The organism is Prauserella cavernicola (assembly GCF_016595675.1).
Lineage (GTDB): Bacteria > Actinomycetota > Actinomycetes > Mycobacteriales > Pseudonocardiaceae > Prauserella_A > Prauserella_A cavernicola.
The window spans coordinates 51,227-74,111 of the sequence record NZ_JAENJH010000008.1 but is presented as its reverse complement, the minus strand read 5'-3'; the positions used below and the strand labels follow the sequence as shown (position 1 = coordinate 74,111).

Annotated in this window: 20 protein-coding genes; 10 read left to right on the top strand and 10 right to left on the bottom strand. The window is 70.6% G+C overall.

Annotation, left to right across the window (positions count from 1 at the left end; genetic code table 11):
- Window positions 1-6: 6 nt before the first annotated feature.
- The 3 genes from JHE00_RS26115 to JHE00_RS26105 form a co-directional block, all read right to left on the bottom strand.
- Window positions 7-1,470: a short-chain fatty acid transporter gene (locus JHE00_RS26115; RefSeq protein ID WP_200322898.1), complete on the bottom strand. Its 1,464-nt coding sequence runs from the start codon at window positions 1,468-1,470 to the stop codon at window positions 7-9.
- A gap of 100 nt (window positions 1,471-1,570) precedes the next feature.
- Entirely contained in the window at window positions 1,571-2,680 is a 1,110-nt protein-coding gene (locus tag JHE00_RS26110) for a zinc-binding dehydrogenase (protein WP_200322896.1), read from the bottom strand.
- A 31-nt stretch (window positions 2,681-2,711) separates the two neighbouring features.
- On the bottom strand, window positions 2,712-4,241 hold the full coding sequence (locus JHE00_RS26105; RefSeq protein ID WP_230425003.1) for a CoA-acylating methylmalonate-semialdehyde dehydrogenase: 1,530 nt from the start codon (window positions 4,239-4,241) through the stop codon (window positions 2,712-2,714).
- Window positions 4,242-4,385: 144 nt separating this feature from the next.
- On the opposite strand from JHE00_RS26105, the gene JHE00_RS26100 reads away from it, so the two are divergent.
- From JHE00_RS26100 to JHE00_RS26080, 5 genes are all read left to right on the top strand, one after another.
- On the top strand, window positions 4,386-5,279 hold the full coding sequence (locus tag JHE00_RS26100) for a LysR family transcriptional regulator (RefSeq protein WP_200322894.1): 894 nt from the start codon (window positions 4,386-4,388) through the stop codon (window positions 5,277-5,279).
- 124 nt (window positions 5,280-5,403) lie between these two features.
- Window positions 5,404-5,916 carry a flavin reductase family protein gene (locus tag JHE00_RS26095; protein ID WP_200322892.1) on the top strand — a complete coding sequence of 171 codons (513 nt, stop codon included), beginning with the start codon at window positions 5,404-5,406 and terminating at the stop codon, window positions 5,914-5,916.
- The gene (locus JHE00_RS26090; protein WP_200322890.1) at window positions 5,913-7,106 is read left to right on the top strand and encodes an MFS transporter; all 1,194 of its coding nucleotides are present in this window, start codon (window positions 5,913-5,915) and stop codon (window positions 7,104-7,106) included. The genes JHE00_RS26095 and JHE00_RS26090 overlap by 4 nt, the downstream gene beginning before the upstream one ends.
- Before the next feature lie 44 nt (window positions 7,107-7,150).
- Window positions 7,151-9,295, top strand: a complete 2,145-nt coding sequence (locus JHE00_RS26085; protein ID WP_200322888.1) for a malate synthase G — start codon at window positions 7,151-7,153, stop codon at window positions 9,293-9,295.
- 31 nt (window positions 9,296-9,326) lie between these two features.
- Window positions 9,327-10,058: a 3,4-dihydroxy-2-butanone-4-phosphate synthase gene (locus JHE00_RS26080; protein WP_200322886.1), complete on the top strand. Its 732-nt coding sequence runs from the start codon at window positions 9,327-9,329 to the stop codon at window positions 10,056-10,058.
- On the opposite strand, the gene JHE00_RS26075 is transcribed toward JHE00_RS26080, so the two are convergent.
- Window positions 9,998-10,612 (bottom strand): cysteine hydrolase family protein, encoded by a 615-nt coding sequence (locus JHE00_RS26075; protein ID WP_307832113.1) that lies wholly within the window; start codon window positions 10,610-10,612, stop codon window positions 9,998-10,000. The genes JHE00_RS26080 and JHE00_RS26075 overlap by 61 nt on opposite strands.
- A 117-nt stretch (window positions 10,613-10,729) precedes the next feature.
- Here JHE00_RS26075 and JHE00_RS26070 point away from each other — a divergent pair, with 117 nt between their 5' ends.
- Together JHE00_RS26070 and JHE00_RS26065 are read left to right on the top strand one after the other, a co-directional pair.
- The gene (locus tag JHE00_RS26070) at window positions 10,730-11,632 is read left to right on the top strand and encodes a trypsin-like serine peptidase (protein WP_230425002.1); all 903 of its coding nucleotides are present in this window, start codon (window positions 10,730-10,732) and stop codon (window positions 11,630-11,632) included.
- Window positions 11,633-12,114: 482 nt separating this feature from the next.
- On the top strand, window positions 12,115-13,827 hold the full coding sequence (locus tag JHE00_RS26065) for a CocE/NonD family hydrolase (protein WP_200322884.1): 1,713 nt from the start codon (window positions 12,115-12,117) through the stop codon (window positions 13,825-13,827).
- A 66-nt stretch (window positions 13,828-13,893) separates the two neighbouring features.
- Here JHE00_RS26065 and JHE00_RS26060 read toward each other — a convergent pair whose 3' ends face one another.
- Genes JHE00_RS26060 through JHE00_RS26035 form a run of 6 tightly spaced genes read right to left on the bottom strand, consistent with a single transcriptional unit; the run spans window position 13,894 to window position 19,580 of the window.
- Window positions 13,894-15,351 (bottom strand): class I adenylate-forming enzyme family protein, encoded by a 1,458-nt coding sequence (locus JHE00_RS26060; RefSeq protein WP_200322876.1) that lies wholly within the window; start codon window positions 15,349-15,351, stop codon window positions 13,894-13,896.
- Window positions 15,348-16,082 (bottom strand): CoA-transferase subunit beta, encoded by a 735-nt coding sequence (locus tag JHE00_RS26055; RefSeq protein ID WP_200322874.1) that lies wholly within the window; start codon window positions 16,080-16,082, stop codon window positions 15,348-15,350. The genes JHE00_RS26060 and JHE00_RS26055 overlap by 4 nt, the downstream gene beginning before the upstream one ends.
- Window positions 16,079-16,903 (bottom strand): CoA transferase subunit A, encoded by an 825-nt coding sequence (locus JHE00_RS26050; RefSeq protein ID WP_200322872.1) that lies wholly within the window; start codon window positions 16,901-16,903, stop codon window positions 16,079-16,081. Before JHE00_RS26050 ends, JHE00_RS26055 begins: the two co-directional genes overlap by 4 nt.
- Window positions 16,900-17,625 carry an enoyl-CoA hydratase/isomerase family protein gene (locus JHE00_RS26045; protein WP_200322870.1) on the bottom strand — a complete coding sequence of 242 codons (726 nt, stop codon included), beginning with the start codon at window positions 17,623-17,625 and terminating at the stop codon, window positions 16,900-16,902. Before JHE00_RS26045 ends, JHE00_RS26050 begins: the two co-directional genes overlap by 4 nt.
- Entirely contained in the window at window positions 17,625-18,767 is a 1,143-nt protein-coding gene (locus tag JHE00_RS26040; RefSeq protein WP_200322868.1) for a CaiB/BaiF CoA transferase family protein, read from the bottom strand. Before JHE00_RS26040 ends, JHE00_RS26045 begins: the two co-directional genes overlap by 1 nt.
- A gap of 36 nt (window positions 18,768-18,803) precedes the next feature.
- A complete protein-coding gene (locus tag JHE00_RS26035) occupies window positions 18,804-19,580 on the bottom strand; it encodes an IclR family transcriptional regulator (protein ID WP_200322866.1) in 777 nt (258 codons plus the stop codon).
- 157 nt (window positions 19,581-19,737) lie between these two features.
- On the opposite strand from JHE00_RS26035, the gene tcuC reads away from it, so the two are divergent.
- From tcuC to JHE00_RS26020, 3 genes are all read left to right on the top strand, one after another.
- Complete coding sequence (gene tcuC / locus JHE00_RS26030) at window positions 19,738-21,069, top strand: tricarballylate/proton symporter TcuC (protein ID WP_200322864.1); 1,332 nt, start codon at window positions 19,738-19,740, stop codon at window positions 21,067-21,069.
- Between the two features lie 81 nt (window positions 21,070-21,150).
- Window positions 21,151-21,834 (top strand): DUF1345 domain-containing protein, encoded by a 684-nt coding sequence (locus JHE00_RS26025; RefSeq protein ID WP_200322862.1) that lies wholly within the window; start codon window positions 21,151-21,153, stop codon window positions 21,832-21,834.
- Between the two features lie 156 nt (window positions 21,835-21,990).
- A complete protein-coding gene (locus JHE00_RS26020; protein WP_200322860.1) occupies window positions 21,991-22,734 on the top strand; it encodes a carbonic anhydrase in 744 nt (247 codons plus the stop codon).
- Window positions 22,735-22,885 lie beyond the last annotated feature (151 nt).

Below are 22,885 nucleotides of genomic sequence, written 5' to 3'. Positions count from 1 at the left end.
GCCCGGCTAGGGAAAGACGGGTGGTACCCAGGGCACGCCGATCGACAGCACCCAGATGGCCGTGAGCGTCGCCGGCGCGAGCACGATGAAGTACATCAGGGTGTAGCCCACGATGTTGCGTGCCTTGAGTCCCACCAGCCCGAGCAGCGGGAGCATCCAGAACGGGTTGATCAGGTTCGCCAGCGACTCCGTCGAGCTGTAGACCTGGACCAGCCAGCCGAAGTTCGTCTGGCTCTCGGTGGCCGCCTCGAACACGTACGGCGCCTCGAGAGCCCACTTCGCGCCCGCGGACGGGACGAACAGGCCCATCACGATGGAGTAGATGCCCACCACGACGGGAAGCCCGATGTACTGCCCGGCCCAGGTGAAGGCCTCGGCGAGGTAGTGCGACAGGGACATGTCCGCACCATTGGTGGCGGAGACGAGGATTCCCGCGATCCCGGCGTAGACGGGGAACTGGATGATCACACCGGAGGTGGCCGGGGTCGCCCTGGATGCGGCCTGCACGAACGACCGGGGGCGCCAGTGCAGCAGCAGCGCCAGCGTCAGGATCAGGAAGTTGTAGGAGTTGAGGTCCGAGACCGCGCTGAGCGGGCCCTCGGAGATCACCTTGCCGATGATCCAGACGGCCATCGCGCCGCCGATGACGATCGACAGCAGCGGGCTGTACTCCAGCCATTCGCCCGGCCGGGACCGCTTCTGGTCGGCGGGTTCGTCGGTGACGTCGACGCCGAGGTCGGCCGCGGTCTTGATCCGGTCGCCCGTCGGGGCGGTGTAGTAGGCGACGAGCACGGAGACCGTTCCCATCACCAGCAGCAGCACGCCCGAGCGCCAGCTGAACATGGTCTGCGTGAGCGGGATGTAGCCGGAGATCTCGTAGAGCGTCTGCGGCACGCTCTCGGGGGTGGCGTGCAGCAGCGCCGGTGCCGACGACAGCCCGAGCAGGCACGTCGCGCCGATGCCCATGAACCCGGCAGCGGACGCGGCGCGGTAGTCCACCCGCAGGTCCTTCCTGCGTCCCATCGCCCTGGCGAACAGGCCACCGACGATGAGCGAGAAACCCCAGCTGAGCAACGAGGACACCATCGTGCAGAACGCTACGAACGCGACCGCGCCGCGCGCGGTGCCCGGCTTGGCGGCCAGTCGCTCGATGAGTGTGCGCACCGGCTTGGAGCTGGCGAGCGCGTAGCCGCCCACGATGATGATCGCCATCTGCATCGCGAAGGGCAGGAGGTCCCAGAAGCCGTTGCCGAACGACGACATCACGGTGGCGGGCGTGGAACCGATGGCGATGGCGGCGACACCGACGACGACGATCGCCAGCAGCGCGATGACGAAGGTGTCGGGGAACCACTTCTCGACCCACGACGCCGACCGAACGGCGAGTGGCTCGAGCGAGAAGCGTGAGCGACGGCGGGCGCCGCCCGCCTCGACATCGGCGAGGGTGTGTTTGTCCGGCTTGGTAGACATCGGTGTCCTCGGGGTCCGGTAGCAACGCTGCGTACGGGAAAAGGGTTCCGGCCGCGTGCGCGGAGGTCGTCCGCCCACGCGGCCGGCGGGGCTCGTGCCCTCAGGGGTTGCACATCACGGCACGGCCCACGATCTCGCCGCGTTCCAGTGCCGCGAACGTATCGTTCACTTCGTCGATCCCGATCCGGCGGGTGATCAGCGGCTCGGGACGGGCGTGTCCCGCGTCGACGAGACGGAGCAGGTCCGGCATGTCCTGCCGGGTCCGGGCACCGTAGGAGCCGTGGATCGACACCCGGGAGCGGACGACCTTGTTGATCGGCACGGCGGCGTCCCGCAGGCTCAGCCCGACCGGGACCATGCGCCCGCCGTCGGCGGTCGCGTTGATCGCCTGCCGGAAGGTCTCGGGATGCCCGAGCGCCTCGAACGCGACGTCCACGCCGCCGGGCACGAGGTCCCGGATCGCGTCGACCGGGTCGGTCTCGCGCCCGTTGACGCAGTGCGTCGCGCCCGCCCTCGCCGCCGCGTCGAGCTTGTCGGACGCGAGGTCCACCGCGACGATCTCCGTGGCGCCGTGGGCCTTGGCGAGCTGGATGATGTTGAGCCCCACCCCGCCCGCCGCGAACACCGCGATCCGCTGGCCGACGCGCAGGTCCGCGCCGTGCCGGATCGCGCCGAAGGCCGTGAACGTGGCGCATCCGAGGATCGCCGACTCCACGAGGGGAAGCGAGGCGGGCAGCGCGAACACGTCCGTCGCGGGCACCACCGCGTACTCGGCCATGCCCGACATCGAGAACATCCGCAGCTCCGAGCCGTCCGTGCGGCGCAGGCGGGTGGTGCCGTCGTAGAGCGTGCCGTGAGTGCGGTTGACGCCGAAGAAGCTGGTGCACAGGTCGTCGCGGCCACGGGCGCACTGCGCACAGGTCCCGCAGGGCATGACGAACGCGGACACCACGGGAGTCCCGGGGCCGGGAACCGTGTCGGCGACGCCGGGCCCGTGCGCGACGACCTCACCGGAGATCTCGTGCCCGATCACCGCGGGCCGGGGAAAAGGGATGTTGCCCTTCACGACGCTGAGGTCGCTGTGGCAGATGCCGCACGCGGCGACCTTCACGAGCACTTCGCCCGCGTTCGGCTCCGGGATCGGGATCTCTTCGACGGCGACCTTGTCGGATCCGTCGACGAGGACTGCCGCCCGCATGAGCTCGGTCATGTGACTCCTTCGTCTCTTCGGGGTCGCGCGGTCACCAGCGGGTGGTGATGACGCGCTGGCGGGTGAAGAACCGGACCCCGTCGTCGCCGTACATGTGCGAGTCGCCGAAGAGCGAGGACTTCCAGCCACCGAAGGAGAACCAGCCGACGGGCACGGGGATCGGGACGTTCACGCCGATCATGCCGATGTTGGTCTCGGTCGAGAACCGCCGCGCCTCGGCGCCGGAGCCGGTGAAGATCGCGGCGCCGTTGCCGAACGGGTTGTCGCGCACGAGCTGCATGGCGTCGTCGACGGTGTCGACCCGCACCACGGCGAGTACCGGACCGAAGATCTCGTCGGTGTAGACGGACATGTCGGTGGTGACGTTGTCCACAAGGGACGGACCGATGAAGTAGCCCTCACCGCCGAAGCGGTCGTGCTCCCTGCCGTCGACGACGATCCGCGCTCCGGCCTCGGCGCCCGCTGCCAGGTAGCCCGCGACCTTGTCCCGGTGCTGCTCGGTGATGAGCGGGCCGAAGTGCATGCCGTCCTCGAGTCCCGGGCCCACCTTGACGTCGGCGGCCAGCGACTGGATCTTGTCGATCATCGTGTCGGCGACCTCGTCGCCCACGGCGACCAGTACCGAGACGGCCATGCACCGTTCCCCGCCCGCGCCGTAGGCGGCGCTGACCGCGGCGGCCGCCGCCGCGTCGTGGTCGGCGGAGGCGGTGACGACCAGGTGGTTCTTCGCCCCGCCCAGCGCCTGCACGCGCTTGCCGGCGGCGGTGCCCTTCTCGTACACCAGCCGGGCGATGGGTGTGGAGCCGACGAAGCTGACCGCGTCGACGCCGGGGTGCTCGAGCAGGGCGTTCACGGCCACGGCGTCGCCGTTGACGACGTTGAGCACGCCGGCGGGGACTCCGGCCTCGGTCAGGATCTTCGCCAGCATCACGGTGGCGCCGGGGTCCTTCTCCGAGGGCTTGACGAGCACGGCGTTGCCGCACGAGAGGGCGTTGGCCAGCATCCACAGCGGCACCATGACCGGGAAGTTGAACGGCGTGATGCACGCGGCGACGCCGATGGGCTCGCGCGTGGAGTGCACGTCGACCCCGCGGGCCACGTCGGCGCTGAAGTCGCCCTTCAGGTTCGAGGGCAGCCCGCAGGCGTACTCGATCGACTCCAGGCCGCGCTTGACCTCGCCCCTGGCGTCGTCGAGGGTCTTGCCGTTCTCCTCGACGATCAGGCGGGCCAGGTCGTCGAGGTGCGCGCGGATGGCGTTGCGGACGTCGTACATCACCGCGACGCGCGCGGCCAGCGGCATCGCCGCCCACTCGAGCTGCGCGGCCCTGGCCACCTCCACGGCGGCGTCCACGTCGTCGGCCGTGGACATCCCGACCTCGCGGACCTGCGCTCCGGTGGCGGGGTCGCGCACCGGCAGCCTGCGGTCGCCGCTCGGCGCGGTGTCGGCGCCGCCGACGAAGTTGCCGATGAGCTCACCCGGGGTGAGGTCCGGCGCCCCGGAGGCGCCCGGGGCGCCCGCCGCGGGCGAGCCGCTGTCCGAGATGCTCATCTCGAGTGCCATGCCTGCCGCTCCTTCGTCCGTCGAGAGTCCGGGCGGGAGGTGTCCCGCACCCGGACGGCTGTGTCACGGAACCCGACGCTAGGCGTGCATCTATCCACCGACAATGAGCAGATCAGCGCTGTGGTGTGCAAAGATGCACGGGTGATGACGGCTGACGACCTCCGGTACTTCCTCTCCGTCGCCCGCCACGGACGGCTCGCCCGCGCGGCCGAGGAGCTCGGTGTCGACCACACCACCGTCGGCCGCAGGCTCACCACGCTGGAGCGCGAGCTCGGCCAGCGCCTGTTCGACCGCAAGCCCAGCGGCTGGGTCCTCACCGAACCGGGACAGCTGCTGGTGGAGCCCGCCGAGAAGGTGGCGGCGGCCGTCGTCTCGGCCCACGAGCTGCTCGGCGGCCGGGGCGCCGAACTACAGGGCAACGTCCGCGTCCTCACCCCGGACAGCTTCGGCGCGTTCCTGCTCGCGCCCGCGCTGTCCCAGCTGCGGCAGCGGCACCCCGCGCTGACCATCGAGATGGTGACCGCGACCGTGCACCTGAGCCAGAGCGTGCGCACCTTCGACGTCGCGGTGACTCTCGAACAGCCCACCTCGCCGCGGGTGCAGGGCCGGTTCCTGAGCGCCTACAAGCTGGGGCTCTACGCGACCGAGGACTACCTCGGCTCCCGCCCGCCGATCACCACGGTGGACGATCTCAGCGGCCACGGGCACACGATGATCTCCTACGTCGAGCAGCTGCTGGACGTCGTGCCGCTGCGGCGCATCCACGACGCCCTGCCCAGTCCTGCGCAGATCCAGTCCACCAACATCTTCGCCCAGTGGCAGGCCGCGGCCGCGGGAGTGGGGATCGCCGCGCTGCCGAAGTTCATCGCCGAACCCGACGCGCGGTTACGGCCCGTGCTGCCGGAGCTCGAGTTCGAGGGCGGCTACTGGCTCGTCCTGCCCCGTGAGCACGTGCGCCTGGCCAGGGTGCACGCGGTGATCGGCGCCATCGACGAGATGATCACGGACCGTCAGCGCGACCTGCTCGGCCTTGCGTGACAAGGGAAATCAAGCGCGCTCACAATTCGCGTGGCGTTGATTGTGGACATGTCCCGATGACATGATGCGAACACCGTTGCGATAGTTGAGGAGTCCTGGTCCGCCGCGTCCCGCTGGAGTGTCCATGCAGAGTGAGTTCGCCGAACGTCGGCTCGCCCCGGTGACCGATCCCGCGACGCTGCGGCGCGCCTTCGGCTGCCATCCGAGCGGCGTCGCCGCGGTGTGCGCCGAGCTCGGCGGAGAACCGGTGGGCATGGCGATGAGCTCGTTCACGTCGGTCTCGCTCGACCCGCCGCTCGTGCTGGTGTGCGCCGACCTCGCCTCGGCGACCTGGGTGCGGCTGCGCACGGCTGCCCGGATCGGCGTCAGCATCCTGGCCGACGCCCACGACACGGCGGGCACGCAGTTGTCGCGCAAGCATGGCGATCGCTTCGCCGGACTGGCGGTGTCCACGTCCGCCGACGGGGCCGTGTTCCTCGACGGCGCGAGCGTGTGGCTCGACTGCAGCATCCACGAGGAGGTCCCGGCGGGCGACCACGTGATCGCGCTGCTGCGCATCGAGTCCCTCAGCGCGCGGCCAGAGACCGACCCGCTGCTGTTCCACGGCTCGCGCTTCCGCCGGATCGCCGCGGCGTGACACCGGCCATCCAGCGGCTGCTCATCGCGGCGGTCCAGGTACTCGGGCTCGCGGTCTGGTTCTCGGTCTCCGCCGTCGTGCCCAGCCTGACCCAGGACTGGGGGATCTCCGCGAACGGAGCCGTGTGGCTCACCGCGTCGGTGCAGCTCGGGTTCGTGGCTGGCGCGGTCGTCTCGACGACGCTCAACCTGGCCGACCGCGTGCCGCCGCACCTGCTGCTGGCGGCGAGCGCGGCGGCGGCCGCGGTGTGCACGCTGGCGGTCGCGTTCTGGGCGACCGGCTTGGACGTCGCCGTGCCGCTGCGGTTCCTCACCGGCGTTTTCCTGGCGGGCGTGTACCCGGTCGGGATGAAGCTCATGGCGTCGTGGTCCGAGCGGGCCGCGAGGGGTAAGGCACTCGGCATCCTCGTCGGCGCGCTCACGCTCGGCTCCGCGCTGCCGCACCTGATCAGCGGGCTCGGCTCGTGGGACTGGCAGGTCGTGCTCGTCGTCGCCGCCGCGGCGAGCCTGACCGGTGCCGTCGTCGCGGCGCTGTGCGTGCGGCCCGGCCCGCACGCGGCGGCCTCGGCACCGGTGCGCAACGCCTCCTACGCCATCGGCATGTTCCGGGACCGCGGCCCGAGACTGGCCAACCTCGGCTACTTCGGTCACATGTGGGAGCTCTACGCCCTGTGGACGTGGATTCCGTCGTTCCTGCGGGCCAGCCCCGCCGCGGACGGCCTGCCGGTGTCGGCCGAGGTCGCGGTGTTCGCGACCATGGGACTCGCGGGTGTCGCGGGATGTCTGGTGGGCGGCTGGGGAGCCGACCGGTTCGGCCGCTCGCCCGCCGCCGTCACCGCGTTGGTCCTCAGTGGACTGTGCTGTCTGGTGTCCCCGCTGGCGTTCGGCGCGGCCCCGGTGGTGCTGCTGGTCTTCTGCGCGGTGTGGGGCGCCGCGGTGATCGCCGACTCGGGTGTGTTCTCGACCGCGCTGTCCGAGACGGCCGACGCGCGCTACGTCGGCACCGCCCTGACCGCGCAGACCGCGCTCGGGTTCGGCCTGACCGTCGTGAGCATCCAGCTGGTGCCGCTCGCCGTGGACATGATGGGCTGGAGGTGGGCCTTCCTCGTGCTGGTTCCCGGTCCCGTGCTGGGGGCCATCGCGATGAGGTCCTTCGGACGCCGCCGCGCGACGCACCAGGAAGTTTTCTAACCTCACGACCAACCGCACAACAACGTCGAGGAGAGGAGGCCGTGATGGCCTCGAACGCAGGACTGCAGGTCGACCCCCAGCTCCGGCAGTTCGTCGAGGGGGAGTTGCTCACCGGACTCGACCTCGGCCCGGAGGCGTTCTGGCACGCGCTCGCCGACCTGCAGGCGCGGTTCGCCCCCCGGATCTCGGAGCTGCTCGCCCGCCGTGACGAGCTGCAGGCCCGGATCGACGACTGGCACGCCACCCACGGCGCCGGCACGCCCCAGCAGTACCGGGCCTTCCTGGTCGAGCTCGGCTACCTGCTGCCCACCGACGACGCGGCCCCGATCTCGGTCGGCGACGTCGACCCGGAGATCGCCGAGATCCCCGGCCCGCAGCTCGTGGTGCCCGCCACCGTGCCCCGCTACGCACTTAACGCCGCCAACGCCCGCTGGGGCTCGCTCTACGACGCGCTCTACGGCACCGACGCGCTGCCCAGCGACCACGAGCTCGCGCCGGGCTACGACGAGCAGCGCGGCGCCCAGGTGATCGCGGCGGCCGACGCGCTGCTCGACGAGCTGTTCCCGCTGGCGGCGGGCTCGCACGCGGAGGCCCGGAGCTACACGGCCGACGAGCGGGGCCTCGTCGTGTTCCTGCCCGGCGGGGAGACCGGGCTGGCCGACAGCGCCCAGTTCGCCGGGTTCCGCGGCGCGGACGGGGACGGCCGAGGCGGCGTGCTGCTGCGCCGCAACGGGCTGCACGTGGAGCTCACCATCGACCCGGCCCACCGCGTCGGCAGGCAGCACCACGCGGGGGTGGCCGACGTCCTGCTGGAGTCGGCGATCACCACGATCGTCGACCTGGAGGACTCGGTCGCGACCGTCGACGGCGAGGACAAGACCAACGCCTACCGCACCTGGCTCGGCCTGATGACGGGTGAGCTGACCGCCACCTTCGTCAAGGGCGGCAAGGAGACAGTGCGCAGCGTGCACGCCGACCGCGAGTACACCGGCGCCGGGGGCGACCCGCTCACCCTGCCCGGCCGTTCGTTGCTGCTGGTCCGCAACGTCGGCCACCACATGACCACCAGCGCCGTGCGCACCGCCGACGGCGCCGAGGTGGCCGAGGGAGTGCTCGACGCGCTCGTCACCGCCGCGGCCGCGCGGTACGACCTGGCAGGCGCCGGCCGCCACTCGAACTCGCGCGCCGGTTCGGTGTACATCGTCAAGCCCAAGCAGCACGGGCCCGACGAGGTCGCCCTGACCGTCGAGCTGTTCGCCGCGGTGGAGGAGAAGCTCGGCCTGCCCGCGAAGACGCTCAAGATCGGCATCATGGACGAGGAGCGGCGCACCAGCGTCAACCTCGCCCACGCCGTGGCCGCGGCGGCCGACCGGGTCATCTTCGTCAACACCGGCTTCCTCGACCGCACCGGCGACGAGATCCACACCTGCTTCGCCGCCGGGCCGGTGATCCCGAAGGGCGACATGAAGTCCTCGGTGTGGCTCGGCAGCTACGAGGACCGCAACGTCGACGTCGCCCTGGGATCTTCGTTCGCCCACCGGGCTCAGATCGGCAAGGGCATGTGGGCCAAGCCCGCGGCGATGGCCGACATGCTGGAGCAGAAGGTCGCCCAGCCGCGCCAGGGCGCCAACTGCGCCTGGGTGCCCTCGCCCACCGCGGCGACCCTGCACGCGCTGCACTACCTGCGCACCGACGTGCACGGCGTGTGGAACGAGCTCGCCGGGCGGGCCACCGACCGCGACAGGCTGCTGGTCCTGCCGCTGCTCGACCGCGAGCTCTCCACCGAGGAGGCGACGCACGAGCTGGAGACCAACGCGCAGTCGATCCTGGGCTACGTCGTGCGCTGGGTCGGGCTCGGAATCGGCTGCTCCACCGTGCCCGACCTGGAGGGCGTCGGGCTGATGGAGGACCGCGCGACGCTGCGGATCTCGTCGCAGCTGATCGCGAACTGGCTGCACCACGGAGTCGTCGACGAGCGGACCGTCCGCGACACCTTCGCCAGGATGGCCGCGCTGGTCGACGAGCAGAACGAGGGTGAGCCCGGCTACCCGCCGATGGCCAAGGACCTCGAGGGCAGCGAGAGCTTCCAGGCCGCGCTCGAGCTCGTCCTTACCGGGCGCACGGAGCCCAACGGCTACACCGAGCGCGTGCTCACCAGCTGGCGGCAGAAGGCCAAGCAGCGCGCGTGAGCCGCATCCGAACCAGGGCAGGGAGAACACGATGAACGCCGTACCCACCGCGCTGCGTGCGCTCGCCGATGGCCGGGCCGTGGTCGTGAGCGACGCCGACGGAACCGGGTTCGTCGTGTTCGCCGCCGCCACGGCGAGCCCCGGGCTGCTGGCGTTCACCGTGCGCCACGGCTCGGGCTTCGTCCGGGTGGCACTGACCGGGGCCGCGTGCGACCGCGTGCGGTTGCCCGCGATGTGGCCGGGCGGCGACCGGCAGCGGGTCACGGTCGACCTGCGGGCCGAGGGCACCGGGATCTCCGCGACGGACCGGGCTAACACCATCGCCGCGCTCGCCTCGGACGAGTCCGATGTGGACGACTTCACGCGACCGGGCCACGTCGTGCCCGTGCTGGCGCACGCCGGGGGAGTGCTGTGTGTACCGGCGGTCCCGGAGGCCGCGGCCGACCTGGCCAGGCTGGCCGGGCTGCCCGCGGCCGGAGCACTGTGCGAGATCGTTTCCGTCGAGCGGCCGGTCGAGCTGGCTCGCGGCGAGGAGGTCGGCCGGTTCGCCGCCGCACACGGGCTGGTACACCTCGACGTCGACGCCGTGGTGCGGCACCGCCTCGCCACCGAGGCGCCGCTGCGCCGCACCACGGTCGTCTCGCGGCCGACCGGGCACGGCGAGTGGGAGGTCGTGCGCTTCGACGACCGGCTCGACGAGCGCTACGACGCCGCCGAACCCGGCTCGCGGTGGCCGTCGCCGGTGAGCTCCACCGCGTCCTGAGCCTGCTCGCCGACCCAGGCCTCGACGGAGGTCACGTGGGTGCCCTGGCGGGGAAAGACCTTCTCGGTCAGCACCCGGTGGACCTCGGGGTCGGGGTCGGCGCAGCCGTCGGCCAGCACGGTGAGGCGGTAGTCGAGGTCGGCGGCCTGGCGCAGGGTCGACAGCACCACACCGCTGGTGGACAGTCCGGCCAGGACCAGGTGGCCGACACCGGCGCCGCGCAGGACGAGGTCGAGGTCGCTGCCGGTGAAGGCGCTGATCCGTTTCTTGGTGACCACGCTCTCGCCGGGCCGCGGCGCGACCGAGGGGTGGATCGCGGCGCCGGGATCGTCGTCGGTGAACGCGCCGTCGGGCAGCGCGCTGAAGAACGGGCTGGACTTGGCCTCGGGATGTCCGGCGCGGAAGCCGACGACCGCGTACACCACGGGCATCCCCGCGGCGCGGGCCGCGGCGACGGCGCGTGCCACGCGCTCCGGGTAGCCGGGATCGGCGTCGGTGATGCGGGCGACGATGACCTGCTGGAGGTCCATCACGAGCAGGGCTGAACGGGTCACGTTTGCTCGATCGCGGGCATCTGTCCAGGCTAGCCGAGGCACGCGCGTGGGTCGCACCGGCAGGTGATTCTGGACGAACGGGCACAACGCCGCACTCGCTCGTCGCGTCTCCCGCACATGACATCAATTGCTGTGCGTTCGGGGGCGATGGTCGCGGTGCTCGGTGCCGCGCTGGCGGTGACGGCTGCTCCGGCCGGTGCGTCCGGGGACGTGGTGACCGAGGTGAGCGAGGCGGACCGGGACGCCGCCGTGTCCTACTGGACGCCGGAGCGGATCGAGGCTCTGTCCTCAGAGGACCGGCTGGCACCCGCCGAGAAGATCGGCACGGAGTGGGAGGGGGCGCCGCCTCCGGGACTCGGCAGGTTGTTCTACACCTCGACGCCGGGCGGCGACGGGTCCTGCACGGCCACCGTGGTGCCCAGTTCCTCCAAGGACGTCGCGTTCACCGCGGGGCACTGCGTGAACGGCGGGCTGACCCCCGACGACACGCCCATCGAGATCACCAACGTGGTCTTCGCGCCTGCCTTCGACGACGGCAAGGCCCCGCACGGCCTCTTCCCCGTGCGGGCCTACGCGTGGCCCGACACCTACGGCGGCCCGATGGCCTCCGCCGACGACGACGCCGTGCTCGCCGTGGACCCGGTGGACGGCAAGCACGTCCAGGACCTCGTCGGCACCCAGGACATCTCGTTCGACGAGGTGCCCTCGCCGGTGGACAGCACGATCGTCGGCTACCCGGCGTCGAAGCTGACCCGCGGCAAGTCGCCTGTGTCGTGCGAACTGCCCGCGACGTTCGAGTCCAATTCGGTCTACTCGTCGTGGACGTCCGACTGCGACATGGCCGGTGGCTCGAGCGGCGGGCCGTGGTTGCGGGACGTCGATCCCGCCACCGGCAAGGGCACGATCTTCTCCGTCACCAGCAAGGGGACGACGAATCCCGACGGCACGACGGAGGACCTCAACGCGGCCGCCTTCACCGACGCGGTACGCGGCCTCTACGAGCGCGCCGGGGATCTCTGACCCGTCGCACATCGTCCGTCCCGCGCCGGTTCACCGGCGCGGGACGGACTCGCTACGACGGGAGACCTCCAGCTCTCCCGGTGTAGTCCGCCGAAACGGTGAACCACGTGGACCCGATCGGGCTATGGTTCAGACCTGATGCGGCACCGGCGATACGCGTGTCGAGTTCTCGCCAATCCCGGCTGCGCGAGGGAAAGCGGTGTCACACCTGCTGGTCCCTGGGGCACAGTTCGCCGGTGCGCTGCCGTCCACCAGTGACACCACGTCACATGTTCACCCCGAACAATGTCACGCCCGATCGGTGACGTGGTCGCACTGGCAGCGGGGCGCCGACTCCGGTGAGATCAAGTCATGACTTCGACAGCGGTGACCGGCCCGGCCGCGACCCGCCTGTGGCGAAGCACCTGTCCGTTCCGGTGCGCCGAGCCGGACTCGACGCCCGGTTGAGCACCACCCGCACCTCACCACGTACGGAGGAGCACATGAAGAAGACCAGAGTGGCCGCGAGCGCGGCGGCCGCCGTCGCGCTGACAGCCGCGCTCGCGGGCTGCGGAGTCGCGGAGGGAGCCGATGCCGGCGCCGTCGCCACCGCCGACGACCCGGTGACCCACGCCGAGAACGAGCGGGTGCCCGAGGGGGCGTCCTGGACGCAGCACTACTTCCCGTCCTCGGACGGGTCCGATGTGGAGCTGCACGCGGACGTCCTGCTCCCTGAGGGGCTCGAGGAGGGTGAGCAGGTTCCGGTCATCCTGTCGACGGGTGCCTACTTCGGCCACTCCGGCCAGATCGTGGACGAGGGCTGGGAGCAGACCGGCCCGTCGCCGCGGTTCAACGACTTCATCGAGGGTGCCGACCTGATGGAGCGCGGCTACGCCTTCGTCATGGTGGACCTGCGTGGCTTCGGCGGCTCCAGCGGCTGCCTCGACGCCACCGGGGCGGGCGACCAGGCCGACATCAAGGCGGCGCTCGACTGGGCGTCGAGCCAGCCGTGGTCGACCGGGTCGGTGGGCACGTACGGCAAGTCCTTCGACGCCATCACCGGCCTGATGGCCAACAACCTCGACCACGACGCGCTCAAGGCCGTCATCGCGCAGGAGCCCATCTGGGACTTCTACCGCAACATGCGCTCCAACGGCGTGCCGCGCTCGACGATCGTCAGTGTGGCCAACACCTACGAGCAGATCGCCTTGCTGCCGCAGCTGCCCGACGACGACGAGCGCTACCGGGCCAACGCCGAGTACGAGAAGGCGCACCCGGAGTGCGGCCTGCTCAACCGGGCCGGCTACCAGACCGCGGATCCCGAGGCGGAGTACTGGAAGACCCGCGACTACGCGAGCCAGGCCAAGGGCACCGACACGCCGCTGCTGTTCACCCAGGGCACCCTGGAGTGGAACACCGAGCCCGAGGGGATGCAGGAGTTCCTCGAGAACCACGAGGGCCCGCAGCGCGGCTGGATCGGCCCGTGGGACCACAAGCGCGGCAACGACAAGGCCGCCGACGGTCGCCTGGAGATGGGCCGCGAGGGCTGGTTCGAGGAGACGATGAGCTTCTACGACCAGTACCTCAAGGGCGAGGAGCCCACCAAGGACTACCCGAACTTCGCCGTGCAGGACAACACCGGCGAGTGGCGCACCCAGGACACCTGGCCCGTCCAGGACCGCTCCGAGTCGATCAGCCTCGGTGGAGGATCCTATGTGGACGACGGCGCCGAGCCCGAGGCCTCGCCCGAGGGCAGCTTCGTGAAGTGGTCCGAGCCGGTCGGTGAGGCCACCCGGATCACCGGCACGCCCAGGGTCTCGCTGAACACCCAGGGCCACGGCAACGTGATGGTGAAGCTCCACGACGTCGCACCAGACGGCACCGCCGTCATGTTCGACGAGCAGGTCGCCACGGTCGGCTCGGGCGAGGCGGAGTTCGACCTCAAGTCGACCGACTGGACCCTCGCGAAGGGCCACTCGCTGGCCGTCGAGGTCGGCACGATCGAGTCCGGGCCGCTGAGCGACTGGATCGACACGCCGTCCTACCAGACGATCACCGTCGACGACGCCCAGCTGGAGCTGGCGCTCGACAACCCGGCCGATGACCAGAAGGTCCCGGGTGAGCAGGCGGTGTACCTGGATCTCTACAAGCAGATGTACACCAAGCAGCTGTCCGTGGGCGACCCGTCGTTCACGCTGCCGCCCGCCCAGGGCTGAGGCCCGGCGCGCAGTACCACCGGCAGGCCCCGGCACTCGCAGCGAGTGCCGGGGCCTGCCGCTGTGTCAGGACCGCCTGCGCAGCGCGGCGCGGTCGATCTTGCCGACCGGGTTGAGGGGCAGCTCGGTGAGCAGCGACACCCGCTCGGGCACGTACGCGCGCGACAGCTCGGCCCGCACGTGCTCGCGCAGCTCGTTCTCGGACGGCGGGTCCGAGTCCCCGGCCGGAACCACGTAGGCGTGCGGCACCTGGCCGAGGTCCGGATGCTCGGCGCCCACGACGGCGCAGTGCGCCACCCCCGAGTGCCGGGCGAGCACCGCCTCGATCGCCCCGGGCGCGAGGTTCTCGCCGCCCCTGATGATCACGTCCTTGATGCGGCCGCTGATGGTGAGGTAGCCCTCGGCATCGAGCCTGCCGAGGTCCCCGGTGTGCAGCCAGCCGTCCCGGACCGGGTTGTCCTCGCCACCGACGTAGCCGCTCATCAGCGTGGGTCCCGCGATGCGGACCTCGCCCTCCTTTCCGGTGCCCAGCAGCGTGTCGCCGCCGGGCGCGAAGATCCCGATCCGCTGCCCGGCCAGTGCCGTGCCCACACTGCCGGGACGAGCGAGTCCCGGAGGGTTCATCGTGGAGGTGCACGTGGCCTCGGACAGTCCGTACGACAGCACGAGCGGCACGTCGAACGCCGCCTCGATGCGGGCCTGCTGCTCGGGCGTGATGGGCGCCGAGCCGCAGCGCAGGAAACGCAGCCGCCTGGGCCGGTAGTCGTCCGGCAGGTGCTCCAGCGCGCGCAGGTACATGGTCGGCACGCCCGTCACGATGGTCGGGTCGTGCTGTGCCAGTTGCGCGGGCAGCGCCGCCGCGTCGAAGCGCTCGACGAGCGTGATCTCCGAGCCTGCCAGCAGCGGGGCGATGAGCTGGTTGTTGACACCGTTGGTGTGGTGCACCGGCATGAGGTGCAGCAGCCGGTCGTCCGGACCGAGCGCCGTGCGCTCCAGCACGCCGTCGGCGTTGGCGCGCAGGTTCGCGTGCGTCAGCTTGATGGCCTTGGGCTGTCCCGTGCTGCCGGAGGTGAACAGCATCATCGCGTGGTTGCCGTTGGCGGGGTAGGGCAGTGGCGAGCTCCGGTGCGACGCGGAGAAGAGCTCGTCGAGCGGCCGGGCCGCCGCGTCCGGCACGGAGAAATCGCCCGTGCCGCCGACGAGGACCCGCTCGATGCCGAACAGGCGCATCCGTTCCTCGGTGGCCCGCGGGCCCAGCCTCGGTTCCAGGAAGGACGCGCACACCCCGGCTCGCAGCGCGCCGAGGAAGGCCGCGACCCCCTCCGGCGACTTCGGCGCGGCGATGCCGAGCACCGAGGCGTGTGGCAGGTCCCAGGAGTGGATCGTGGCCGCGGCGCGCGCGACCCGCTCCGCGAGGTCGCGATAGGACACCTGCCCGAACGTGCCGCTCAGCGCGACGCGCCCGTGCTCGGCGTGCTCGTGCAGTGCCTGCTCGACGCGCTCGGCGAACGACGCTGCCGTCATCGCAGTGCCACCGCGGCGTCGCGCTCGAACGCACCGAAGGGGTCCAGTTCGAGCAGCGCGGCGGCCTCGCGGTCGGTGGGTGGTTCGGTCGGGCGCGCGTGCGTGGTGTCGACGGCGAAACCGGTGCGCTCGATCACCTCGTTCAGCGTGACGTCCGGATGCCACGAGTCCAGCCGCAGCCGCTCGCCGTCGTGGACGAACACCGAGATCGGGGTGACCACGCCGTGCATCCCGCCCGACGCGGTGACGAAGTCGAGCTGCTCCACCAGCACCCGGCGTGAATGCTCGGTGCGCCACGTGCAGCTTCGCCGTGCCGTCGGCAGCATCACCGCCGCGCCGCCGCCACCGGGCAGCCGCACCTTCGGATGGTGCCAGTCGCCGATGCACGAGACGTTGGTGCGCCCATGCCCGTCGATCTGGGCGGCGCCGAGGAAGCACAGGTCCATGCCGCCCCGCGCGCAGAGGTCGTAGAAGTCCTCGTTCGCGAAGATCGACCGTGAGCCGTGGGTCAGCACCGGGTCCGAACTGGACAGTGGCGCGTAGGGTGGTTCCGGGTCGACGCCGCCCGCGACGTTGAGGTAGGTGAAGTCGAACTCGTAGGCCTGTTTCGCCAGCAGGCACGCGAGCATCGGGAAGCTGGAGTTCACGCCGCTGAAGGTGACCTCGTCCGGCCGGACGAAGCGAGCGAGGTTGGTCACGAGGTAGGAGAAGGGGGACCAGTCGGTGCTCATGCGGGCTGGCTCCTCGTCGTCTCGGGGGCACGGTCGAGGTGCGCGGTGAGGCTGTGCTCGTCGTCGGTGAGGTAGTCGCTCACGGCGTCGTAGTCGATGCCGTAGCCGGGCGAACACGATCCCGGCCACGCGCCGCCGGGGACCACGGCCGCGGCCGTGACGAGAAAGTGCGGCACCAGCGTCAGTTCCGGGCGGGCGCTGAACTCGGCGGCGTCGACCACCCGCTCGGCCACCACCAGCACCTTCTTCGCGGAGCGGGTCATGATGCGGTCCCAGTGCGTCGTCCCGAATACGCGCGCGTCGCCCTGCTCGGTGATCTCGTTGACGTGGATCACCGCCACGTCGGGCCGGATGGGCGGGATGACCCACACCGTGCTGCCCGAACCGTAGGGGTCGGGCAGCTCCGCCCACTTGTTCAGCGTCGCGAGCTCGGAGCCGTGGACACCGGCGATCGGCTGGAAGGGCACGCCGAAGGCGGAGGCGCGCATGCCCGCGGTCAACGTGGCGCAGGCGTGCTCCTCCAGCTCGACGGCGCCGCTCTCGATGGCCCTGCGATACCACGGCGCCAGCCCGAAGTTGCCCTCCATCGCCACGATGCCCGCACGTGCCCTGCGGACGGCGCCCGCCCGGCACAGCAGGTCGATGTCGTAGCCGGGCGACTGCTTGACGATCTCCAGGTCCCGTCGCCCCGCGCGCACCAGTTCCCGCACGAGCGCGAACGGTCCGCGGTGCAGGAAACTGCCGCCGAGCGCGACGGAGTCACCGTCCCCGATGTGTGCCGCCAGCTCCGCCAGCGACCCGATCTTGCCTGTCGTCGTCACGCCGCCTTCTCCTCCCGGAATCGTTGGATGCGCTGCCGCAGACCCGGCACCGAGGCCGAGCGCACGAGCTCGGCCAGGTCGGCGTCGGCGGTGTCCGCGGTGAGCGCCCTGTGAAAGCTCGCGCGCGCCTGCGTGGTGAGCCGGCCCGAGCGCTCGGCCAGCGCGTCCCGCCGTCCGTCCCAGTCGGACGGATCGGCGAGCTCGGTGAGCAGGCCCAGCCGCAGCGCGGTCTCCGCGTCGAGGACGGCGCCCTCGCCCTGGATCCACCGCGCGGCCGAGGACCCGACGCGCTCGGCCAGCCTCCGCGTGCCCAGCACGATGCCGAACGCCAGCCCCGGCAGCCGGAACGCCGAGCCGGGCGCGGCGATGCGGTGGGAGCAGGCGCAGAGCAGGTCCGCCGCGGCGCCGAAGACCTTGCCGTGCACGAAGGCGGCCGTCTCGAACGGCGCGTGGTGCACGAGCTGCAGGAGGTGCTCGATGCGGACGAAGCGGTGCAGCAGCTCGCCGTCGGTGGTCTCGGCCAGGCCGCCGAAGTCGAAGCCCGCGCTGAAGGTCCTGCCCTCGCCCCGGAACTCCACCAGGTCGGTGGGCTCGGCGTAGGCGCCTTCCACGGCGTCGATAAGCTGCTCGACCAGCGGAGCCGACAGCGCGTTGCGCTTGGCGGGCCGGTCGAGGATCAGCGTCAGCGCGCGGCCACTGCGGTTGACGCGCAGCTCGCTCATCACGCCTCCCCGAGCTCGGCAACGACCTCGGCGTTGTGCTCGCCGAGCGAGGGAGGCCTGCGGCGGATCTCGGGCGCTTCGCCGCCGAAGCGCAGTGGTGAGCCGAAGGTGCGGGTCACGCGCCCGCCGGGCAGGTCGAGGTCCGACACCCAGCCCATGTGCTCGACCTGTGAGTCGGCCAGCGCCTCGGAGTAGCTGTTGACCGGGGCGCACGGCACGCCCGCGTCTTCGAACAGGGTGATCAGTTCGGCCGCGGAGTGCCCCGCGAACTGGGTCTCCAGCAGTTCCCTGAGCTCGTCCTGGTGCTGCGCCCTGGTGGTGGTGGAGGAAAAGCGCGGGTCGGCGGCGAGGTCGTCCCTGTCGAGCGCGCCGCACAGCGCGCGCCACAGCTTGTCGTTGCCCGCTGCCATGGCGACGTGGCCGTCGGCGGCGGCGAAGACCTGGTACGGCGCGTTGCGCGGGTGGGCCGAGCCGAGCTTGCCGGGATCGGTTCCCTTGCCGAAGTACTCACTGACCTGCAGTGCGGCGATGGCGAGCGAGGAACCGAGCATCGACACGTCGATGTGGGTGCCCTGCCCGGTGTGCTCGACCTCGCGCAGTGCCGCGGCGACGGCGAAGGCGGCGTAGAGCCCGGTGGCGAAGTCCGAGATCGGCACCCCGCACTTCACAGGTGCACCGCCGGGCTCGCCGGTGACGCTGATGATGCCGCTCATGGCCTGGATGGTGAGGTCGAAGCCGCCCTCGCGGGAACGCGGGCCCTCCTGCCCGAACGCGGAGATCGACGCGTAGACCAGCCCGGGCTGATCGGCGCTGACGGTGGCGTAGTCCAGCCCGAGCTTGGCCATCACACCCGGCCGGGAGTTCTCGATCACGACGTCGGCCTCGGCGATGAGCCTGCGCGCGGTCGCGTTGTCCTCCGGGTCCTTCAGATCCAGTGCGACGGAGCGCTTGTTGCGGTTGAGGGAGGCGAAGTTGTCGCTGAAGCCGTCGGTGATCGGCGGCCACTGCCGCATGGTGTCACCCGCGGGGGACTCCACCTTGACGACATCGGCTCCCAGATCCGCCAGCAGCATGCCGCAGTACGGTCCGGACGCGACGGTGCAGAGCTCGACGACCCGGACATCGCGCAGCGGGACAACCATCAGCAAACACCCTTACCTTCGTGAGTTCGTAACGGGTCAGGTCCGCGACTCGCGTCGCGGGGGATAGGCGGTGCAGCCCAGGTCGAGCGAGATCGCCCTCGCCGCCTCGACCACGGCGTCGCGGTAGCTGCCGCCGGAGTTGGGTTCCACGCGCTCGAGCGGGCCGGACACGCCGATGGAGGCCTCGACGGCACCGGCGGCGTTGACGATCACCGCGGCGACGCCGCCGACCGACTCCCGCCACTCGCCGTGGTTGACGGCGTAGCCGCGCTCGCGGATCGAGGCCAGCTCGGCCGCCAGCTCGGTGCGGTCGCGCACGCCGCGACCGGTCGAGGCCGGTACCTCGTCGCCGAACAGCGCGTCCACATTGGACTCGCTCAGCTCGGCGAGTAGTGCCTTGCCCGACGCCACGCAGTGGGCCGGCGCCCGGCCGCCGATCGAGGAGTAGGCCCGCACCGGTTGCGGGCTCTCGATCTTGTCCAGGTAGACGACCTCGGCGCCCGACAGCGTCGACAGGTGCACCGTCTCCTCGGTGACCTCCGCGAGCCTGCGCATGTGCGGCGCGGCGACGCGTGTGACGTCGACGCGGTCCATGACGGCGCTGGACAGTTCGAACAGTTTCAGCGTGCACTCGTAGGTGCCGGGGGTGCTGCCCTGGCGCGCGTAGCCCGCGGCCGTCAGCGTCTGGAGCGTGCGGTGCACATTGCTGCGCGTCAGGTCCAGCTGGCGCGCCAGCTCGCTCACTCCCCGGGGTTCGTGGCTTCGCGCGAGCGTTTCGAGCACTCGCAGTCCTTTCATCAGCGTGCTGTCCATGCGTTCTAAAATACAGGACAACGTTTCAAAATACGATACCGACTGCGTTCTGGCGCCGTCAATCCGTTGACATTCGCGCGCGTCGAGGTCAAGACTGTCGGCCTCGTCCCGAAAAATGACACAACGTTCTAAATAATAGAACAACCCAGGAGGGCGGATGTCCGGCTCCCGATCAACGACGAACCCGCGGAGCAACGTCGTCAAGGCCGCTGCGGGCAACTTTCTCGAGATGTACGACTTCGCGGTCTACGGTTTCTACGCGGGCGCCATCGCGACCGCGATCTTCCCCACCGGCAACGAGTTCGTCTCGATGATGTTGTCGTTTCTGACCTTCGGTGTCGGGTTCCTCATGCGCCCGCTGGGCGCGATCGTGCTGGGTGCCTACATGGATCGCCGCGGCAGGCGGGCCGGGCTCATCGTCAGCCTGTGCATCATGGGCGTCAGCGTGGTGATCCTGGCCGCGGTGCCCACCTACAGCACGATCGGCATCGCCGCGCCGATCCTGGTCGTGTTCAGCAGACTGCTGCAGGGCTTCTCCGCGGGTGCGGAGTCGAGCGGGGTGTCGGTGTATCTGGCGGAGATCGCCAAACCCGGCCGTCGCGGGCTGTACGTGAGCTGGCAGTCGGCCAGTCAGCAGCTCAGCGTGGTCTTCGCCGCCGTCGTCGGCGTGGTGCTGTCGGCCTCGCTCACCCAGGACCAGCTCAACGACTGGGGCTGGCGCATCCCGTTCCTCATCGGCTCGCTCGTGCTGCCGTTCATCTTCTGGGTGCGGCGCACCCTGCCGGAGACCGAGTCGTTCTCCGAGCGCACCAGCCGCAGCACGCCCAGTGTGCGCACGATCTTCCGCACGTTCGCCTCCGCCTGGCCGATCGTCTCGGTCGCCGTCGGCCTGGTGACGCTGACGAGCGTCATGTTCTACCTCATCACCGCCTACACGCCGACGTTCGGCGAACGCGAACTGAACCTCGGCTACCTCGCCTCGTTCGTCGCGACCGTCTGCGTCGGACTGTCCAACTTCATCTGGATTCCCGTCATGGGCGCGCTCTCGGATCGCATCGGCAGGACCCGCCTGCTCGTCACGGCCTCCGCGGTGACGGCCGTCGCGGGCTACCCGATGCTGCTCTGGCTGACGTCGGACCCGTCGTTCGGCAGGCTGCTGACGGTGCTGCTGCTGTTCTCGGCGCTGTACGGCGCGTACCAGGGCGCGATGGTCGTGACGCTCACCGAGATCATGCCCGAAACCGTGCGCGTCACCGGGTTCGCGATCGCCTACAGCCTCGCCCAGGCGATCTTCGGCGGTTTCACCCCGGCCATCGCGACATCGCTGATCGAGTTCTCCGGTGGCAACGCGGCCATGCCCGCGGTCTGGCTCTCCTTCGCGGCGGTCATCTCGCTCATCGCGGCGCTGATCGTGCGGAAGCGGGGGATCGCGCACCAGGGCAGCGGGCCCAGGGCGCGATCGACGAAGCCCGCGGCGCAGAACGTGTGACGGTATGCACCCTGAACCGATCCGCTCCCGCGCGCCGTGTTAGATCGGGCAGGTCGCCGACGCACGTGAGGAAGCCAGGTCATGCCGAGCGCAGTTGCAGACGAGTCGATCCGCGCGGCAGGGCCACGGTGGTGGCACCGCGAGTTCTTCCGGCAGCAGTTTCCGTTGCTGCCGGGAGCACTCGGCTTCCTCGTGCCGGGCGAGAACGTGGTGAAGGTGATCGCGGCGTGGGACATCTACGCCATCACCTACGTGCTGCTGACGTGGCTCACCTACCGCGGCCGCGACGCCGAGGGTCTGCGGGTGCTCGTGCGGGGCCTGCGGCAGCGGAAGGTGACCCACTTCCTGTTCGGCTCGCCGACTCAGGACCTGCCCAAGGTCGCCGCCGTGATGGCACTGGCCACCACCGTGGTCGTCATGCCGATGTTCCGGACACTCGGAACGCCACCGGCACTGTTGTTCACGATCTGCATTCTGTCGGTGGTCACCGGCTGGATCTCGATGCAGGTGGGCTTCGCCATCACCTACCTCACCGTGTTCGTGAACGACGGCGGGCTGTCGTTTCCCGGCGACGAGGAGCGCAGGCTGATCGACTTCCTGTACTTCGCGTTCGCCGTGGGCGCCACCTCCGGCACCACCGACGTGTCGGTGACCAGTCAGGCCATGCGGCGCCAGGTGCTGGTCCACGGCGTGTTCGCCTTCGTGTTCAACACGCTGATCCTCGCCGCCGCCGTCTCGATCGTCGCCTCGTTCGTCAGCTCGTGACGGCACGGGTCCCGCAGGAAGAGTCCACTGAGGACCAGCGGCGGCACTCTGGGCGACGACTATGACGGCAATCACTTTCCGTATCGTATAGTTTGACCCCGCATGCTCCGTTTTCACTCTTGTGAGTGTCAATGCGCATGCGAAATGCTGCGAAACGTGAATACTTCTGGGGACAATGGCCTGTCCCGGCGGACACTTCTGGGGATCACCGCCGGAGCCGCGGCGACCACGCTCGCCACGGCGGGGACCGCGAGTGCCGCGGTGCCGGCAGCCGGGTCGCGCCGCGCCGCCGATCCGAAAGCGACGGACCTGACCGCCGGCCAGGCCTGGCGCAAGCTGGTCCGGGGCAACGACCGGTTCGTCGACGGCAGGCAGAAGCACCCGCACGAGTCGCTGGAGTGGCGGGAGTCGCTCGTGGAGGGGCAGCACCCGTTCGCGGTGGTGCTCGGCTGCGCCGACTCGCGTGTCACGCCCGAGCTGGTCTTCGACGAGGGTCTCGGTGACCTCTTCGTCATCCGGTCGGCGGGAGAGGTGCTCGACACCGCGGTGATCGGCAGTATCGAGTACGCCGTCGAGCACCTGTCCGTCCCGCTGATCGTGGTGCTGGGTCACGAGAGCTGTGGCGCGGTCTCGGCGACGGTCGACGTGGTGCGGAACGGCACCGAGGTCAACGGCGACATCTCGACGCTGGTCCGGGCGATCGAGCCCGCCGTGCGGGCCACTCCCGCCGACTCCGACGCCGATGCCTACCTTGCCGCGTGTGTCGCCGAGCAGGCCCGCCGCAGCGGTCAGTACCTGCAGGAGCGTTCGAGCATCATCCGCGACGCGGTCGCGCACGACGGCGTCACGGTGGTCGCCGCGACCTACGAGCTGGCAGGCGGCAAGGTGGCCAGACTCTGACGCTTCACTGGGAAACGTCACACCCGCGCCGTCCTCACTGGACGAGGCACGGTGCGGCCGGGTCGGGGATCACGTGGTGGCTCAAGGGGTTCTGGTCCCACGCGGTTGGTCTCGACCATCCGGGTGAGCAAAGATCGACGGAGAGTAGCCC